Annotated in this window: 18 protein-coding genes and 1 pseudogene; 8 read left to right on the top strand and 11 right to left on the bottom strand. The window is 72.4% G+C overall.

The features are described 5' to 3' along the window. The 6 genes and pseudogenes from ABZ215_RS39770 to ABZ215_RS39745 all read right to left on the bottom strand — a co-directional run. A pseudogene (locus ABZ215_RS39770) lies at window positions 1-329 on the bottom strand (oxidoreductase); the annotation flags it as partial. Between the two features lie 16 nt (window positions 330-345). After that, window positions 346-1,071, bottom strand: coding sequence for an SDR family oxidoreductase (locus ABZ215_RS39765; RefSeq protein WP_354955829.1), 726 nt, complete (start codon window positions 1,069-1,071; stop codon window positions 346-348). Next, window positions 1,068-1,568 carry an aromatic-ring-hydroxylating dioxygenase subunit beta gene (locus ABZ215_RS39760; RefSeq protein ID WP_354955827.1) on the bottom strand — a complete coding sequence of 167 codons (501 nt, stop codon included), beginning with the start codon at window positions 1,566-1,568 and terminating at the stop codon, window positions 1,068-1,070. The genes ABZ215_RS39765 and ABZ215_RS39760 overlap by 4 nt, the downstream gene beginning before the upstream one ends. After that, window positions 1,561-2,838, bottom strand: a complete 1,278-nt coding sequence (locus ABZ215_RS39755; RefSeq protein WP_354955825.1) for an aromatic ring-hydroxylating dioxygenase subunit alpha — start codon at window positions 2,836-2,838, stop codon at window positions 1,561-1,563. The genes ABZ215_RS39760 and ABZ215_RS39755 overlap by 8 nt, the downstream gene beginning before the upstream one ends. Before the next feature lie 12 nt (window positions 2,839-2,850). Further along, window positions 2,851-3,231, bottom strand: a complete 381-nt coding sequence (locus ABZ215_RS39750) for a hypothetical protein (RefSeq protein ID WP_354955823.1) — start codon at window positions 3,229-3,231, stop codon at window positions 2,851-2,853. Between the two features lie 29 nt (window positions 3,232-3,260). After that, window positions 3,261-4,394 carry a flavin-dependent monooxygenase gene (locus ABZ215_RS39745; RefSeq protein WP_354955821.1) on the bottom strand — a complete coding sequence of 378 codons (1,134 nt, stop codon included), beginning with the start codon at window positions 4,392-4,394 and terminating at the stop codon, window positions 3,261-3,263. Between the two features lie 135 nt (window positions 4,395-4,529). On the opposite strand from ABZ215_RS39745, the gene ABZ215_RS39740 reads away from it, so the two are divergent. The 4 genes from ABZ215_RS39740 to ABZ215_RS39725 all read left to right on the top strand — a co-directional run bounded on the left by ABZ215_RS39740 (window position 4,530) and on the right by ABZ215_RS39725 (window position 8,094). Continuing rightward, entirely contained in the window at window positions 4,530-6,008 is a 1,479-nt protein-coding gene (locus tag ABZ215_RS39740) for an ATP-binding protein (protein ID WP_039791629.1), read from the top strand. A 94-nt stretch (window positions 6,009-6,102) separates the two neighbouring features. After that, window positions 6,103-6,609 (top strand): flavin reductase, encoded by a 507-nt coding sequence (locus ABZ215_RS39735; RefSeq protein ID WP_020419221.1) that lies wholly within the window; start codon window positions 6,103-6,105, stop codon window positions 6,607-6,609. Between the two features lie 10 nt (window positions 6,610-6,619). Further along, window positions 6,620-6,877 carry a hypothetical protein gene (locus tag ABZ215_RS39730; RefSeq protein WP_354955818.1) on the top strand — a complete coding sequence of 86 codons (258 nt, stop codon included), beginning with the start codon at window positions 6,620-6,622 and terminating at the stop codon, window positions 6,875-6,877. Beyond that, entirely contained in the window at window positions 6,874-8,094 is a 1,221-nt protein-coding gene (locus ABZ215_RS39725) for an amidase (protein ID WP_354955816.1), read from the top strand. The genes ABZ215_RS39730 and ABZ215_RS39725 overlap by 4 nt, the downstream gene beginning before the upstream one ends. Before the next feature lie 193 nt (window positions 8,095-8,287). Here the strand turns inward: ABZ215_RS39725 and ABZ215_RS39720 are convergent, their stop codons facing one another. Next, window positions 8,288-8,899, bottom strand: coding sequence for a response regulator (locus ABZ215_RS39720; protein ID WP_020419217.1), 612 nt, complete (start codon window positions 8,897-8,899; stop codon window positions 8,288-8,290). Further along, entirely contained in the window at window positions 8,896-9,450 is a 555-nt protein-coding gene (locus ABZ215_RS39715; RefSeq protein ID WP_354955813.1) for a nuclear transport factor 2 family protein, read from the bottom strand. Before ABZ215_RS39715 ends, ABZ215_RS39720 begins: the two co-directional genes overlap by 4 nt. A 174-nt stretch (window positions 9,451-9,624) precedes the next feature. On the opposite strand from ABZ215_RS39715, the gene ABZ215_RS39710 reads away from it, so the two are divergent. Next, window positions 9,625-10,956, top strand: coding sequence for an MFS transporter (locus ABZ215_RS39710; RefSeq protein ID WP_354955812.1), 1,332 nt, complete (start codon window positions 9,625-9,627; stop codon window positions 10,954-10,956). 3 nt (window positions 10,957-10,959) lie between these two features. On the opposite strand, the gene ABZ215_RS39705 is transcribed toward ABZ215_RS39710, so the two are convergent. Then, entirely contained in the window at window positions 10,960-11,547 is a 588-nt protein-coding gene (locus ABZ215_RS39705; RefSeq protein ID WP_020419214.1) for a TetR family transcriptional regulator, read from the bottom strand. Window positions 11,548-11,672: 125 nt separating this feature from the next. Between ABZ215_RS39705 and ABZ215_RS39700 the strand changes: the two genes are divergently transcribed. From ABZ215_RS39700 to ABZ215_RS39690, 3 genes are read left to right on the top strand one after another with little or no spacing between them, the layout of a single operon-like run. Next, window positions 11,673-12,965 (top strand): NAD(P)/FAD-dependent oxidoreductase, encoded by a 1,293-nt coding sequence (locus ABZ215_RS39700; RefSeq protein ID WP_354955810.1) that lies wholly within the window; start codon window positions 11,673-11,675, stop codon window positions 12,963-12,965. 30 nt (window positions 12,966-12,995) lie between these two features. Continuing rightward, window positions 12,996-13,301 carry a hypothetical protein gene (locus ABZ215_RS39695; RefSeq protein WP_020419212.1) on the top strand — a complete coding sequence of 102 codons (306 nt, stop codon included), beginning with the start codon at window positions 12,996-12,998 and terminating at the stop codon, window positions 13,299-13,301. 24 nt (window positions 13,302-13,325) lie between these two features. Next, the gene (locus ABZ215_RS39690) at window positions 13,326-14,768 is read left to right on the top strand and encodes an APC family permease (protein ID WP_354955808.1); all 1,443 of its coding nucleotides are present in this window, start codon (window positions 13,326-13,328) and stop codon (window positions 14,766-14,768) included. On the opposite strand, the gene ABZ215_RS39685 is transcribed toward ABZ215_RS39690, so the two are convergent. Together ABZ215_RS39685 and ABZ215_RS39680 are read right to left on the bottom strand one after the other, a co-directional pair. Further along, a complete protein-coding gene (locus ABZ215_RS39685; protein ID WP_354955806.1) occupies window positions 14,673-15,692 on the bottom strand; it encodes a 3-hydroxyacyl-CoA dehydrogenase NAD-binding domain-containing protein in 1,020 nt (339 codons plus the stop codon). The two genes, ABZ215_RS39690 and ABZ215_RS39685, sit on opposite strands and share 96 nt — an antisense overlap. Continuing rightward, entirely contained in the window at window positions 15,689-16,177 is a 489-nt protein-coding gene (locus ABZ215_RS39680) for an NAD/NADP octopine/nopaline dehydrogenase family protein (protein ID WP_354955830.1), read from the bottom strand. Before ABZ215_RS39680 ends, ABZ215_RS39685 begins: the two co-directional genes overlap by 4 nt. Window positions 16,178-16,280 lie beyond the last annotated feature (103 nt).

Raw genomic sequence — 16,280 nt, 5'->3', positions numbered from 1 at the left:
GCGGCGCGCCGCAGGCCGAGCTGGAAGAAGAGAGGATCTGAAGAACGTGGGCCGATCTCCAGGGTGTCCCCGGCCTCGACGGTGTGCAGCGCCTCGGAACCACCGCGCGAGGCGGCTTCCTTCTTCACCGCGATCAGCAACGACTCCGGATCGTGCGGCGGCGAGCACAGCGAATACTGCCGCACCAGGCCGGTCGGGCCGACGACGTCGACGTGCGCGCCGGCCTCGTACGGTCCCAGCGGGGCGCCGTCGTCGCGGACCAGGCGCAGGCTGCGGATCCCGACGGCCTCCTGCCTGACCTCCGCGACGCGGACCACGGTTGAAGTCATCGTCCCTCCCTCGGGTTCAGCGCAGGTAGAGCCCGCCGTTGGCGTCCCAGCAGGCGCCGGTGACGGAGGCCGCCTCGGGCGAGGCGAGCAGGGCGACCATCCGGGCGATGAACGCCGGGTCGCCGAGCCTGCCCACCGGGATGCTCCGCGCGAGCCCGTCGACGTCGTCCACAATGGACCGCACCGCCGGACTGTCCTGCGGGCCCGGCGACACCGCGTTCACCGTCACCCCGTGCGGCGCGAGCTCACGGGCGAACACCTTGGTGGCGGACAGGACCGCGCCCTTGGAGGACGCGTAGTGCCCGCCGGTCGCGGTGCCGCCGTTCTGCCCGGCGAGCGAGGCCATGTTCACGATCCGCCCGTAGCCCTGCGCGGCGAAGTGCGCGCCGAAGACCTGGCAGGCCGAGAACGTGCCGCCGAGGTTCACCTTCAGCACGGCGTCCAGCTCTTCGGCGGTGATGTCCATCAGCTTCTTCGCCTGCGTGCGGGCTGCGTTGTTGACCAGCACGTGCACCGATCCGAAGTCGGCCAGCACAGCGGCGAGCAGGCCGTCCAGCGCCGCGCGGTCGGCGACGTCGACGGCGTACCCCGTGGCCTCGCCCAGTTCCTTGGCCAGCGCTTCGGCGGCGGCCCCGTCGAGGTCGGCGATCGCGACTCGGCAGCCCTCGGCGTGCAGGCGGCGCACGATCGCCTCGCCGAGGCCGTGGGCGCCGCCGGTGACGACCGCGGTCTGCGCGCTCACAGCAGGAACCCCGCGGCGGGCACGGCGTCCTCGCTGTCCACCAGCCGCACGACTTTCTCCGCGATGCGGTCGCCGGAGGACGACAGCCGGACGCGGTGGCGCACGTCGGCGGCCCAGATGTCGTGCCGCCCGCGCTTGTAGGCGATCAGCAGCTGCGCCGAGCGCAGCACGACCTCAGCGTCGGTCACGGTCTCCGGCACGAACCGGGACACGGTCCGCACGGTGCGGGCCGCGTCGACGGCGGCGATGGCGTAGCCCTCGGTCATGCGGGTCACGCGCATGGCCCGCATCCGCGCGTCGTCGTAGATCATGTTGAGCGTGCCGGCGAAGTCCTCGGTGTCCGGGTCGATCGGCACGACGTAGCGGGCGTCGTCGGTGTAGAGCTCCTGCCACACCAGGTAGTCCTTGCGGTCGAGCAGCTCGGCCTCCCGCCACACCAGCTCGACCGCGCGGGCCACCCGGACGTCGGTCAGCGGGACGGTGATCGTGTCAGTCATCGCTCATCATCTGCTTCCACATCCGGTACGCGGCGCGCATCCCGGTTTCGTCGGTCACGTGGGCGGTCGGCCAGCCGTGCTCGTCGTCCTTCTCCCTGCCGAGCCCGCGGTTGACCAGGATCGGCATGTCCGGCGCGGCCTGGGCACCGCGCTGCACGCGGTCCCAGCCCTCGGCGTCGTCCGGGGTGCCGAACCCGAACGGTCCCTGGAAGTGCTCGTGGATGCGCAGCCGCTCGCGGTTGACCACGTCCAGCTCGGGCGGCCCGTCCGGGCCGATCGCGATGTGCTCGATCAGCGTCTCGTCGACCGAGATCGGCCGCAGGACCCGGAAGAACGCCGCCGACATCGACACGTTCGGGAACAGGTTCAGGTTGAACCCGGTGCCGTGCATGGCGCGGACCAGCTTGCGCACGGCCGCGTCGTCGAGCGTCTTGGAGAGCTCCGCCACGACGTGGTCGAAGCGGGCCTGCAGCGGTTCGCTGCCGTCGTCGGCGTCCAGGTCGGAGTGCTCGGGCACCATCTGCATGACGCTGTGGCCGTTGCCCAGCGCGTGGGTGATCGCCGCCGGGTCGGTCATGAACGACATCATGTCCGCGGTCTCGGCGTCCACCGACGCCATCCACGACCGGTGCACGATCGGGAAGTGGTAGCCGTCGGTGGTGTTCTCCAGCTGGATCTTCCAGTTGCCGCGGAAGCGGAACTGGTGCTTGCCCAGCACCTTGATCGGGTAGCCGCCGCCCTGCTTCATGAACCGGTCCAGCCACAGCTTCGCGTCGCCGAGGAAGTCCGCCAGCGGCTCGATGCCCTCGTCGAACGTCGCGAAGACCATGCCGCCGTAGGACTCGGTGCGCAGCTTGCGCAGCGACAGGTCCTTCTTGTCCGCCACGCCCTCGTACCCGTCCGGGTACGGGATGCCGCGCAGCGTGCCGTCCAGGCCGTAGGACCACGCGTGGTACGGGCAGGTGAACCCGTTGGCCTTGCCCCGCGGCTTCTCGCACAGGCTCGCGCCGCGGTGGCGGCAGCGGTTGAGCAGCGTGTGCAGGGTGCCCTTGCGGTCCCGCGACACGATGACCGGCTGGCGGCCGACGTAGGTGGACTTGAAGGTGCCCGGCCCGGGCAGCTCGCTCTCGTGCGCGACCCACACCCAGGTGCGCTCGAAGATCTTCGTCATCTCCTGCTCGAAGATCTCCGGGTCGGTGTAGAGGCGGCCGGCGACGCGGTCGTCGAGCACGAGGTCCGCGGGCGCGGCGGCGAAGATGTTCTCGGTCATGGTGTCCACTCCTCAGCCGGGCAGCTCGACGTCTTCGCGCACCGTCAGCGCGCGGCCGATGCGCGCTTCGACCTTGGCGAAGCGCCACAGCTTCGCGCCGCCGTCGCCGACCGGGGTGGTGCGGAACAGGTTGCAGGCGGCCTTGACGGTCTCGGCCGTGTCGACGTCGGCGAGGATGTAGGCGGTCCATGGCCAGCCGTCGGAGGGGCCGACCATGTGCGAGTCGTCGTCGATGTCGCCGATGAAGTCCACGCCAGGCATGGCCTTGATGCCGTCCATCATGGACACGAACGCCTGCCACACGTGGCCGGGCGTGATGCCGTCGGCAGGCAGGTCGAAGAAGTTCTGGTTGATGCCGATGCAGAACAGCACGCGCAGGGGCGTCGCGCTCATCTCGGTCCTCCTCGTCGGTGGTGGTCGGGTCAGCGGAAGCCGGGGCTGGTGGGCGGCAGTCCCATGAGGACGGCCCCGGCGGAGTCGAAGATCGCCGGGCCGAGGAAGGCGTGCTGCTTGGGCACCAGCGCGTCGCCGGCCAGGTCGCGCAGCGGGTGCTCGGTGTAGATCGGGGCGGTGCCGGAGATCTCGACGAGCCGGTCCACCACGCCCGAGGCCACGCGGGCCAGGTGCGCGGAGGCCAGCCGCAGCCGGGCGTTGTGCTCGTCGGTGGCGGTGTCGCCGCGCAGGACGTGCTGCCACACCTGGTCGCTCAGGTCGTAGAACCAGGCGCGGGCCGAGCTCAGGTCCGCCTCGGCGCGGGCGACCTCGGTGCGGTAGTAGGCCCGGTCGGCGAGCTTCGGCGCGCCGGTGACCCCGGTGTAGCCGCCGCCGACCTGCTTGGCGTGGTCCAGGGCCGCGCGCGCCACCCCCGCGCCGACCACGGCGAGGACCTGGGAGGCGTAGGCGATCGTCGGGTAGTGGTAGAGCGGCTCGTCCACCGTCGGCGCGCCGCCGCGGATGAAGGTCCACTCACGGGGCACCTCGACCCCGCGCACCACGATGTCGAACGAGCCGGTGGCCCGCATGCCCACGACGTCCCAGTCCTGGACGATCTCGACCTGGTCCGGCCGCAGGACCGCGGTGCGCGGCTTGCCGCCGGACTCCTCGTCGCCAGGGAGGCCGACGCCGATCAGGTCGGCGCCCATGCAGCCGCTGGCGAACTTCCAGTGCCCGTCGACCAGGTAGCCGCGCTCGGTGGCGGCGGCGCGCTGCATCGGGAACAGCGCGCCGGCGAAGGCCACGTCCGGGCCGTCGCGGTACAGCTCGGCCTGGGTGTCCAGCGGCAGTGCGGCCAGGTAGATCTGCGCGGAGCCGAAGCTCGCGACCCAGCCGGTGGAACCGTCGACCACCGAGATCCGCTCGATGGTGTCGAGGAACTCGGCGGGCGGCAGCGGCTGCCCGCCGAACTTGCCCGGCGTCGCCGCCCGGTAGATCCCGATCTGCTTGAGCCGTGCGACGAAGTCCTTCGGCACGTAGCGCTGCTCGCGGAACTCCTGCCGCCGCTGCGCGAGCTCGGCGAGGACGTCGTCGAACCCGACGCCCTGCGGGGTGTGCACCATCGCGCCTCCTCCTACTCGCGGGTTGCCCCCCCGACGGTAGGCAGCCGGGGCCGCCGCGCGGAATTGGTGGTTCTGCGGCACCGGGTAGGGGATTCCTTCAGCGCGCGCCGGCCGTGCCCGGCTTACCCTGGCGGGATGCAGGTGGATCCACGCGCGCCCGAACTGGTCACCGAGGACTTCGTGACCATGCTCCACGCCAGCCGCATGTGCGTGCTGGTGCACGACGCGGCGACGAAGAACATCCTGTGGGCCAACCCGGCGGCGTGCGAGATGCTCGAGTGGAGCGTGGCCGAGCTGCGTCCGCTCAAGGCGAACCACATGAGCAGCACCGCGCGCCAGTACGACCGCGTGATCGGCCGGGCGTGGCTGCAGGACGCGGTGGAGAAGGGCACGAACAGCATCGAGTGGCACTACCGGTCCCGCACGGGACGGGTGATCCCGACCGAGGCCATCGCGATCCGTGTGGAACTCGCGCAGGGGCCGGCGGTGATGGTGCAGTTCCGCGACATCGAGCGGGAGCAGGAGATCGAGCAGGAGCTGCGGCGCACCGCGTCCTACATGGACGCGCTGGCGCACCGCACGTCCACGATCGCGCTGATGCTGGACCGGGACGGCGTGCTGCGGTTCGCCACCGACACCGCACTGAAGGTGATCGGCGCGGACAGCGGGCAGCCGCTCGGCCCGCTGTCGGGGTACGGCACGCTGCGGCTGGCCGGCCGCCCGGCGTCCTGGCCGGAGGTCCTGGAGCGGGCCGATCCGGTGACGACGGTGCAGCTCGCGCTCACCGGGGCGGACGAGCCGGTGTGGCTGGAGGGCAGCCTCGAACGGCTGCAGGAGACTGGCGGGGACGCGTTGCTGATGATCCTGCACGACGTGTCCGGCCGCGTGCAGGAGGACCTCCGCCGGGAACGCGAGCTGCAGCAGGAGAACTACCTGGCCCGCTACAACGCGATGGGCGACATGGCGATGGCGATCGCGCACGAGCTGGGCCAGCCGCTCGCGGCGGCGGCGAACTTCCTCGGCGGCGCCGCCCGGCACGCGTCCGGGACGGCCGCGGAGCAAGTGCGGTTCGGCATCGACAGCGCGGTCCGGCAGATCGACCGCGCGAGCGCCATCGTCGCGGCCCTGCGCGCGTTCGTCGGCCACCTGGAGCACGTGCGCCAGGTGGCCGACCTCGGTGAGATCGTCACCGAGTGCCTGTACTTCGTGCGGCTGCGGGCGGACGCGGCGGGCGTCGACGTGGTGGTCCGCGAGCCGCCGGGTCCGGTGCCGGTGCGGTGCGAACGGGTGCTGACCGGGCAGGTGGTGCTCAACTTCTGCTTCAACGCCATCGACGAGGTGGCGGCCTTCGGCCCGGAGCGCCGCGAGATCGTGCTGACCACGCGCGCCGAGGGCGGGGAAGGCGTGCTGACGGTGGAGGACTGGGGACGCGGCCTGCCGCGGGACCCGTTCGCCGAGTCGTTCACCTCGAAGGAGCACGGCAGCGGGATCGGCCTGGCGCTGTCGCACCGGATCATCACCCGCCAGCACGGCCGCATCTGGGCCGAGCCCCGCGACGGCGCAGGCTCGCGGTTCGGGTTCGCCCTGCCCCTCGCGGAAACCCCTGATACGTAAGGGAAACCCTTACCGGGGCGGGAAGAACTCTCACTTCCCGGCGGCCCCGCCGCGCGCGTACGTTCGAGCTGTTCGGCGATCGTTTGGAGGAATCGTGCCCGAGCTGACCCGGCAGCAGACCGAGTTCCGCGCCGCGATGGCCAACCTCTCGGCGGCGGTCACCGTCATCACCACCGACGGTCCCCGTGGCCGCGCCGGCATGACCGTGAGCGCGGCCTGTTCGGTGACCGACTCGCCGCCGACCGTGCTGGTCTGCGTGAACCGCACCGCCCGCTCGCACGACGTGCTGGTCGGCAACGGCAGGCTGGCGGTGAACGTGCTGGGCGCCGGCCAGGAGGACCTGGCGCTGCACTTCGCCGGCGCCACCGGCGTGCCCACCGCGGAGCGGTTCACCGACGGGCGGTGGGACCTGGCGACCCACGGGGTGCCGGTGCTCACCGGGGCGTGCGCCTCGGTGGTCGGCACCATCGTCGCCGAGCAGGCGTCGGGGTCGCACTCGGTGCTGTTCGTCGAGGTGGACACCGTGATCACCGGGGACGACCCCGCCGCGCTGGTGTACTTCCAGCGCCGGTTCCACAGCCTCGGCACCACTGCGGCGTAGGAGAGCGGCCATGGAGCGGATGACGCTGACCTGCTACAACGACACGCACGGCTACGGCTGGCGGCACGTGGACCTGTTCGTGCACGACGCCGAGGGGCGCGAGCTGAACTGGGTGCACTGGCAGGTGCCCGACGACGGCCCGGAGGCGGCGGACGCCGTGACCGCGACGGTCGAGCCGACGTTGCGCCGGACCTCGGAGTGGCGGCACGGCGTGAGCGAGAGCGGCATGGACTTCTGGGTCGCCGACGCCGCCTGGGAGGACGCGTGAAGCCGCTGCGCGCGCCGTGGTCCCTGCGGGAGCTGGTGAGTGGTTCGGTGGACGGGGCGCTGCGCCGGTCCCGGGAGCGCATCGCCGAGACGGAGCCGGCGCTGCGGGCGTGGGTGGAGCTGGCGTGGCCGGAGCCGGTAGCGGCCGGTCCGCTCGGCGGGGTGCCGCTCGGGGTGAAGGACATCATCGACGTGGCCGGCCTGCCCACGCGGTGCGGATCGGGCCTGCGCGCCGGCGGCCCGCCCGCCGCGGCCGACGCCGCGATCGTGACGGCGTGGCGGCGCGCGGGCGCGGTGCCGGTCGGCAAGACGGTGACCACGGAATTCGCGTTCTTCTCCCCCGGCCCGACGGACAACCCGAGCGCGCCGGGCCACACGCCGGGCGGGTCGTCGAGCGGCTCGGCGGCGGCCGTCGCGTCGGGGCAGGTGCCGCTCGCGCTCGGGTCGCAGACCGCCGGTTCGGTGATCCGGCCCGCGTCGTTCTGCGGGGTCGCGGCGATGGTGCTCAGCCACGGCCGGTTCCCGGTCGACGGGGTCACCGGGCTGAGCCCGAGCCTGGACAGCCACGGCTTCTACACCGCCCGGGTGTCGGATCTGGCGCTGGCCCACGCGGCGCTGACCGGTTCGCCGGACGCGGCCGGACTGCCCGCCCGTCCCCCGCGGCTGCTGCTGTGGACGGGCATCGCCGGCCCCGCGATGCGCGCGGCGCTGGCGGTTGCGAGGGACCGCCTGGTGGCGGCTGGTGCGGTGGTGGAGGCGTTCCCGGACGAGCGGCTGATCGCGGACCTGACCTCGGCGCACCCGGTGGTGATGGCGTACGAGGCGGCGCGTGAGCGGGCCGCCGAGCTGGAGCGGGTGGCGGAGTTGAGCGCGCCCCTGGCGAACCTGCTGCGGACGGGCGCCCGCACCCCGGAGGCGGAGTACCGGCGGGCGCGGGAGTTCGTGCGGTCGGCCGCGTCCGCGGTGTCGGATTTCCTGGATTCCTACGACGCGATCCTCGGCCCCGCGGCGCCCGGTCCCCCACCGGAGGGGCTGGCCGCCACGGGAGATCCGGTGCTGAGCCGGCCGTGGCAGGCGCTGGGTGTTCCGCAGGTGGCCGTGCCCGGGTTGTCCACTGAGGACGGTCTGCCGCTGGGGGTGCAGCTGATCGGCCGGGCGCGGGAGGAGACCGCTTTGCTGACCACGGCTTGCTGGGTGGAGCGCGCGTTGGTGGAGTGATCGCGCGCTCAGCAGTGGGCGCACAGGATCCACAAAGGACCTGCCGTCGAAAGGCATCGCGGCTCGCTCGGTGAAACCGGGGGGCGCGATCCGCCCCGCACCACGCACCGCCGGAATGCGACGCGGCCCGCCAGACCGGCGAGCCGCACTCAGCCGTGAGTACTCGGGCTCCATAAAAGACCCGCAGAAACCCTCACACCACCACGCGGTGCGTGAGGATGTCGTGCACCAGGGCGCCCAGGCTCTCCGCCCCCGTCTTCGCCTTGATCCGCGCCCGGTGCACGTCGATCGTCTTCACACTCGTGCCCAGGCGGTTCGCCGCCATCTGGCTGGACACCCCTTCGACCACCAACCGCAGCACCTCGCGCTCCCGTTGGGTCAGCTGCGCCAGGCGCGCCTCCACCGCCCGGCGCGCCGCCTCGCGGGTGAACCGCCGGCACGCGTCCTGCTGCTGCCGTTGCACCACTTCCAGGATCCGCTGCGGCTCGTAGGGTTTCTCCAGAAAATCCACCGCGCCGCGGGTCATGGCGCGCACCGACATCGGGATGTCGCCGTGCGCGGAGCAGAACACAACCGGCGCCGGGTAGCCCCGCGCGGTCAGTTCCTCCTGCAACTGGAACCCGCTCATGCCGGGCATCCGCACGTCGACGATCACCACCGCGGGCTCGTCTGGGTCGAACTCGGCCAGGAAGGCGGGCGCGTCGGGGTAGGTCAGCGCCTGGATGCCGACGCTCTCCAGCAGGAACGCCAGCGACTGCCGGAGGCCCTCGTCGTCGTCGACGATGTGCACCACCGCGTCGGTCATGGCTTCATCAGTACCGACGCAGACGGGTGGTCGCTGGCGAAGTGGTCCGGCAGCGGCGCCACGAACACGTTCTCGGTGCGGGTGCGGGCGATCCGCCACCCGCCGTCCTCCTTCCGGAACGCGTTGTTCAGGCGGCTGGACCGCAGCAGCGCACTGCCGTCCGAGAACAGCCACGGCTGCATGTGGATCCACTGCCCGTCCGCGGTGTCACCGTGCACGTGGATCTGCTCCGACGTCAGGTAGTGCGCGTTCAACAGCAGCGCCGGATCCCGCTTCTCGCCCCAGAACCGCTCGAAGTGCTCCCGGATGGCCTGCTTGCCCTCGGCCCGCCCGAACTGCCCGTCGTAGTACTCGCCGACGCCCTCCCACACCGCGTCCTCGGTGTAGAGCTCCAGGATCAGCTCGATGCGCTTGGCGTCGTCGGAGGTCCCGTACTCGGGCAGCGGCGTGTCGCACAGGAACATGTAACGAGCCTGTAGCCGGCGGATTTCGGCTTCGGCCTCGAGCACCTCGACCCGCCGGGCGAGTGCTTCGAGAGCGGTGTCGGTCAACGGGATTCTCCTTCTCCGAGCGGGAGGCGCGATGCCGAACACCATCTGTCACCGGCGCGAACCTTGTCAAGCGCGCTGCAGGTTTCCCCTATGCGGCTGCGGGATTTGCGACTGGGAGCCGCGGCGGGCGCTTCCTACCGTAACGGGAACCACCACGGACGATGAGGACGGTCGATGACCACACACGGCCCCGCTCAGCCCAGCCTACCGCGCATCGGAGTGGCCGCCGCGGTCGGCACTTCGCTGGAGCTGTACGACTTCCAGATCTACGGAACCGCCGCCGCCCTGGTGTTCGGCCAGGTGTTCTTCGCCACCGGCGACGCGTGGTTCGGCACGTTCATGAGCCTCGCGACGTTCGCGATCGGCTTCGTCGCGGCGCCGCTGGGCGGCGCCGCCTTCGGCTGGCTCGGCGACCGCCGCGGCCGCAAGACGGCCCTGTTCGGCGCGTTCGTGCTGATGGGCCTGGCGACGCTGGGCATGGGCGTGCTGCCGACCTACGCGGCCGTCGGCGTCGCGGCGCCCGTCATGCTGGTGCTGCTGCGGTTGTGCCACGGCCTGGCCAGGGGCGGCGAGAACTCCAGCGCGGCCGTGCTGGCGATCGAGCACGCCCCCGAGCGGCGCCGCGGCCTGTACGGGTCCTTCGTGGCGATCGGCTCGCCGGTCGGCACGATCCTCGCCAACCTGGCCTTCACGCTGGTGCTGCTGCTCCCCGACGACGACGTCACGGGCTGGGGCTGGCGGATCCCGTTCCTCGCCGGCGGCCTGGTGCTCGTGGTCGGGCTGTGGATCCGCAAGGGCGTCGCGGAGAGCCCGGTGTTCCGGGAGATGGCCGAGCAGGAGGGCGCCCGGGTGAAGGCGCCGCTGCTGGCGGTCGTGAAGGCGAACTGGCGGCGGCTCGCGCTGGTCGCGGGCGTCAACATCGGGCTCACCGCCAGCACGTTCGCGCTGGCCACGTTCATGCTGTCCTACGCCACGGCCCGCGCCCCGGAGGGGCTGGGGCTGCCCCGCCAGCCCATCGTCAACGGCTCGATGATCGCCCTGGTCTGCCACGCGCTGTGCAACGTCGGCGCGGCGTGGCTGTCCGACCGCCTCGGCCGCAAGCCGGTGATGCTGGCCGGTGTCGTGCTGTCGCTGGGGTCGGCGCTGCTGATGTTCCCGCTCAGCTCGGCGGGCACGGTCGCCGCGGTCAACACCGCCGTGATCATCGGGTTCTGCGCCACCGGTGTCCTCTTCGGACCGATGTACACGTTCTTCTCCGAACTGTTCCCGCGCGAGCAGCGCCAGTCCGGGGTTGGCGTGGGCTACCACGTCGGCGCCGTGCTGGGCGGCGGCATCTCGCCGATGATCGCCAACCGGATCGTCGCAGGCACCGGGGACGCGCTCAACGTCGGCTTCTACCTGGCCGCGCTGCTCGGGCTGTCGCTGGTGTGCCTGCTCTGCCTGCCCGAAACCGCGCCGGTGCGGACGCGCCGCCGGAGCGCGGCGGTCCCGGAGCCGGTCCGGTGACGGTCAGCTCTCCGGCCGCAGGCGAGTGAGCACGTGGCGCAGGGTGTCGAGGACCCGTTCGGTCGGCAGCTCGTCGACCCCGCAGATCTGTTGGAAGACCAGGCCGTCCATGGCCGCGAACACCAGCGCGGCCAGGCCCTCGTCGTCCAGCCCGGCGGCGGCGAGCTCGGCGCGGATCGCCGCGCGGTAGCCGTCGTAGAGCTCGCGGACCTGCGGGGCGAGCTCGGGGCGGCGCCGCGACTCCAGCGTCAGCTCGTACTGGAACGCCTGGGTCTCGGGCTGCTCGGCGACGAACTCCGCGAGGCCGTCGCCGAGCAGGTCGAGCCTGCCCGAGCCCGGCTCGGGGGTCACCGACGGCACGCTGCTGTCCAGGGACCGCCGCAGGGCCTGGGCGGTCAGCTCGTCGATGCTGCCGAAGTAGTGGGTGACCAGCCCGTGGTTGACGCCGGCCTCCTTCGCGACCGAGCGGTAGGTGAGCTGCCGGAGCCCCTGGCGCGCCACGACCCGCACCGCCGCCTCCAACAGGGCCTCCCGGCCCGTGCCGTGCGGCCGCGCCCGCCCGCGGGACGCGCCCGCCGTCTCGTTCGTCACCGTCGGAATGGTACCGGCCGCCAAATTATCCACTTGACTAATTTAGCGGACCGAGTCACAGTTGGGCACACCCCGGACGCCCGCCACCGGCGGCGTCGACCTCTCCTTCCGCAAGGGATTCCCTCATGCCTGAACGCGCCGATGTCGTCGTGGTCGGAGCCGGGTTCGCGGGCCTGACGGCCGCCCGCGAACTCACCCACCGCGGCACCACGGTCACCGTCCTGGAAGCCCGCGACCGCATCGGCGGCCGCACCTGGACCGCCGAGCGGCTGGGCCGCCCGCTCGAACTCGGCGGCACCTGGGTGCACTGGACCCAGCCCCACGTGTGGGCCGAGATCTCCCGCTACCAGCTGGAACTGACCCGCAGCCCGGTCCCCGCCCGCGCCTACTGGCACGTCGGCGGGCAGGCCCACGAAGGCACCGCGGACGAGCTGTTCGCGCGGTTCGACCCGGGGATGCAGGCGTTCCTCGCCGACAGCCGCGAGTGGTTCCAGTGGCCGTGGGAGCCGTTCCGGCGCCCCGATCCGGACGTCCTGCACGCGCTAGACCGGCAGTCCGTCACCGACCGGATCGACGCGCTCGGCCTGCCGCCCGCCGACCGGGAACTCCTGGCGGGCATGTGGGCGCTGAACTTCAACAGCCCGCCCGAGGACGGCGCGCTCACCCAGGCGCTGCGGTGGTGCGCGGCGGCCTCGGGCAGCTGGCCGCTGATGTTCGAGACGTGCGCGACGGTCAAGTTCACGCACGGCACCAAGGCACTCGCCGACGCGATCGCCGCCGACACCGACGCCGACATCCGCCTCGGCACCGTCGTCACGAAGATCTGCCGCACGAGCACCGGCGTCGCCGTGGAAACCGCGTCGGGCGAGACCTTCGAGGCCGGCGACGTCGTGGTGACCCTGCCGCAGAACGTCCTCCCCTCGATCGAGTTCGAGCCCGGGCTGCCCGCGGTGCTGCGGGCCGCGGCCCGCGCCGGGCAGGCGTCGAAGGGGATGAAGACGTGGATCCGCGTCCGCGGCGAGGTCGAACCGTTCGTCGTGTTCGCGGGCCCGGACTCGCCGCTCACGTTCGGCCAGACCGAGTACACCGTGGACGGCGACACCCTGCTGGTCGCGTTCGGTCCCCGCGCGTCCGCGCTGCGGCCGGACGACACCGAAGCGGTCGCCAAGGCCCTGGCGCTGTGGCGGCCGGACCTGGAGGTCGTCGCCGCCGACGGGCACGACTGGGTCGCCGACGAGTTCGCAGGCGAAACCTGGCCGATGCTCGCCCCCGGCCAGCTCCGCGCGCTCGAAGAGTTCCGCAAGCCGCAGGACCGGCTGCACTTCGCCGGCAGCGGCTACGCGACCGGATGGGCCGGGTTCGTCGACGGCGCCATCGAAACCGGTCTGACCGTCGCGCGGCGGCTGCTCACCCGCTGACACCGTCCACAACAGAGAGGAACACCCCCCGTGCCCTACTTCGTCGAGTTCGTCCACTACCGCACGGACCTGCCCGAGGACCGTCTCGTCGCGTTGCGCTCGGCCGCGATCCTGGCCGTGCGGGACGCCCATCCGGACCTGCTGTCCGTGCCCGCGCTGAGCCGCGGCGAGGACGGCTCCTGGACCGACGTGTGGATCTACCGGACCCAGGAGGCGGCCGAGAAGGCCAACGCCGGGGCCGGCGACATCCCCGAGTTCACCGCGTTCGCCGGCGCCCTCTCCGGCGTCGAGATCACCGCAGGCCACATGCCCGAGTCCGCCGTCTCCCCGCTCTGACCGGAAACCCACGGAAGGACAACGATGTCTCTCCCCACACCGGATCACGGGACCGCCCTGCGCCGGGGTTCGCTCGGCGTCGCGGCGATCGTCTTCTTCGTGCTGTCGGCGCAGTCGCCGCTCACCGGGATCGCGGGCGCGCTGCCGATCGCGATCACCCTCGGCAACGGTCCGGCCGCCCCGGCCACGTTCCTGCTCGTCGGGGTGGTGATGGCGTTGTTCGCCGTCGGCTACATCACGATGAGCAGGCACGTGACCGACGGCGGCGCGTTCTACACCTACATCGGCCGCGGCCTCGGCACGACGACCGGCACCGCGTCCGCCTTCGTCGCCCTGTTCGCCTACTGCACCGTCCAGGCCGCCATGTACGGCCTCTACGGCGTCACCGTGTCGGGCCTGCTCGCCGCCTACGCCGGGATCTCCGTGCCGTGGTGGGCGTGCGGCCTGGTGACCATGGTGCTCGTCATGGCGTGGGCCTGGCTGAACATCGAGATCGGCGCCCGCGCCCTGGCCTGCCTGGTCGGCCTGGAGATGGGCATCCTGCTGGTGTTCGCGGTGATCACGTTCGCCCGCGGCGGCGGGCCGCAGGGCCTGGACTTCGGCGCGACGTTCGGCCCGTCGGCGATCGCCTCCGGGGCGCCCGGGGTCGCGTTCACCTTCGCCGTCGCGTCGATGTTCGGGTTCGAGTCGACGGCCCTGTACGCGCCGGAGGCCCGCGACCCGCGCCGCACCATCCCCCGGGCGACCTATCTCGCGGTGGCGGTCGTGGCGGTGTTCTTCGCCTTCGTGGCCTGGATGGTGGTCAGCTTCTACGGCGCCGGGTCCGTTGTGGACGCCGCGGGCCAGGCGGTCGGGGCGAGCGAGGCGAGCGGGCTGGTCGCCGGCGCGATCCAGGCGACGCTGGGCGGCTGGGCGGCGCACGCGGTCGGGATCATCCTGGCCACGTCGTTGCTGGCCGGCGTCCTCGCGTTCCACAATGCCATCAACCGGTACCTGCACTCGCTGGCGGAGAACGCGGTCCTGCCGCGCCGCCTCGCCTGGACCAACCGGCACGGCTCGCCCTACCTCGCGGGCGTGGCCTCGACGGTGGTCGCGGCCGCGCTGGTGCTGCCGTTCGCGGCGCGGGGCATGGACCCGGTGCTGACGTTGTTCTCGTGGTTCGGCGGGGTGTCGGTCGTCGGGCTGCTGGTGCTGTACGTGCTGACCAGCGTGTCGGTGCTCGCCTGGTTCCGGCGCGACCGGCGCGGTGAGTCCACGTGGCACACGCGGTACTCACCGGCGCTGGCCGCGGTCCTGATCCTGGCGGGGATCGTGCTGCTGATCGTCAACTTCGGCACGCTCACCGGCGGTTCGGGCGCGACCGCCGCGGTGCTACTGGCGTCCGTCGCGGCCGTGTTCGTCCTCGGGCTGGTGGTCGCGCTCGTGCACCGGCGACGGGCCACCGCCGCCGTGGCCCTCGCGTCCTGACGGGGACCGGGCCGGCACCGGCGTGCCGGCCCGGAGCTCCGGTTCCCGCAGGCGGAACAGCTCGGCGAACTCCCGCATCCGCGCCGCCCGGTACGCCGGGACGCCGCCCGGGTCGAAGGTGTAGAAGCCGGCCCCGTCCCGCAGACCACGGCGGCCGGCGGCCATGTTCTCCTCGATGACGTCCGGGTGCCGGAACCGGTCGCCGAGCCGGGCGGCCAGGTAGCGGGAGGCGTAGTACAGGATGTCGCCGCCGCCCCAGTCGATGAACTCCAGCGGCCCGAGCACCGAGAACCGGGGGCCGAGCCCGGCGCGCACGGCGAGGTCGATGTCGGCGGCGCTCGCCACGCCCTCCTCGACCATGCGGGCCGCCTCGTTCATCACCAGCGCCTGCAGCCGCGGCACGATGTAGCCTGCCGCGGGCCCGCACACCACCGGGATCTTGCCGAGGCGCTCCAGCAGGCCGGTCAGGCGGGACACCGCGGCCGGGTCGGTCTCGTCGCTCCGGCTGACCTCGACCAGCGGCATGACATCGGCGGGGTTGAGCCAGTGCGCGTTGACCGCCCGTTCCGGCCGCTCGACCAGTGCGGCGATCTCGGTGACCAGGAACGTCGACGTGGTCGAGGCGATCACCGCGTCCGCGGCGACCTCGCGGCAGACCCAGGCCAGCACGTCCCGCTTGATCTCCAGCACCTCCGGCACGGCCTCGAACACCACCGAGGCACCGGCCAGCGCGCCCGGCTCCCGCCCGCACACGGTCACTCCGGACCCGAGCCGGGCGCGAAGCCGGTCGGCGTATTCGCGCCGTTCTTCATCCGCGCGGTCCTTGACGTCGGCTAGCACAACGGGAAAACCGGCCGCGAGGCAGGTGAACGCGATGCCCTCCCCCATGCGGCCGGCCCCGACGACGGCGATCTCGTCGCTCACGAGGCGAAACCCTCCCGCAGCAGCCGCGTCAGCTCCGGCCGGGAGAGTTCCGCCAGCCCGAGGCTTTCCAGCGTCCGGCCCTCCGCGTAGAGGTCCCGCCCGGTGACCGCCGAGGCGATGCTCAGCAGCCCGGCCGCGACCGGCGTCGGCACCCCGGCCCAGCGGCCCACCGACACCAGCAGCGACAGCCCCAGCCGCGTGTCCTCCAGCATGTAGCGGTGGGTCAGCAGGTCGATCTTCTCCCGCCAGTCGCCGGAGTCGGTGAGCTTCTCGTGCGCGGCCCGGCCGTACATCCACTCGTCGCCGTCGGTGGCGTAGTGGTCGGCCAGCGGGAAGTGCGGCGCGCCGTAGCCCAGCGCCTCCCGCAGCGCGATGCGCTCGCCGTCCAGCGCGTCGGTGACCCGCCGGATCGCGGGTTGCGTGCCCTCGTTGTGGATGTCCCACGCCTCGAAGTGCTCCAGCGGCCCGGCGTTCATCAGGATCAGCGGCGGGTGACAGCGGAATCGTTCCGTGGTAACGGTGCATCACCATGCCGATGACGAACGCGACACCGAACGCGACCATCGCGCCGACGGGCACGGACAGCAA

Origin of the sequence: Amycolatopsis sp. NPDC006131, from assembly GCF_040614175.1 — a bacterium.
GTDB classification, from domain to species: Bacteria; Actinomycetota; Actinomycetes; order Mycobacteriales; family Pseudonocardiaceae; genus Amycolatopsis_E; species Amycolatopsis_E tucumanensis.
Note: the sequence above shows the minus strand (reverse complement) of the source record. Positions and strands in the feature narration are given on the sequence as shown.

Coding starts and splice junctions, on each gene's coding strand:
- ABZ215_RS39760 (WP_354955827.1), bottom strand. CDS start 1,568: ATGACTGACACGATCACCGTCCCGCTGACCGACGTCCGGGTGGCCCGC.
- ABZ215_RS39700 (WP_354955810.1), top strand. CDS start 11,673: ATGCCTGAACGCGCCGATGTCGTCGTGGTCGGAGCCGGGTTCGCGGGC.
- ABZ215_RS39720 (WP_020419217.1), bottom strand. CDS start 8,899: ATGACCGACGCGGTGGTGCACATCGTCGACGACGACGAGGGCCTCCGG.
- ABZ215_RS39690 (WP_354955808.1), top strand. CDS start 13,326: ATGTCTCTCCCCACACCGGATCACGGGACCGCCCTGCGCCGGGGTTCG.
- ABZ215_RS39750 (WP_354955823.1), bottom strand. CDS start 3,231: ATGAGCGCGACGCCCCTGCGCGTGCTGTTCTGCATCGGCATCAACCAG.
- ABZ215_RS39710 (WP_354955812.1), top strand. CDS start 9,625: ATGACCACACACGGCCCCGCTCAGCCCAGCCTACCGCGCATCGGAGTG.
- ABZ215_RS39740 (WP_039791629.1), top strand. CDS start 4,530: ATGCAGGTGGATCCACGCGCGCCCGAACTGGTCACCGAGGACTTCGTG.
- ABZ215_RS39745 (WP_354955821.1), bottom strand. CDS start 4,394: ATGGTGCACACCCCGCAGGGCGTCGGGTTCGACGACGTCCTCGCCGAG.
- ABZ215_RS39730 (WP_354955818.1), top strand. CDS start 6,620: ATGGAGCGGATGACGCTGACCTGCTACAACGACACGCACGGCTACGGC.
- ABZ215_RS39755 (WP_354955825.1), bottom strand. CDS start 2,838: ATGACCGAGAACATCTTCGCCGCCGCGCCCGCGGACCTCGTGCTCGAC.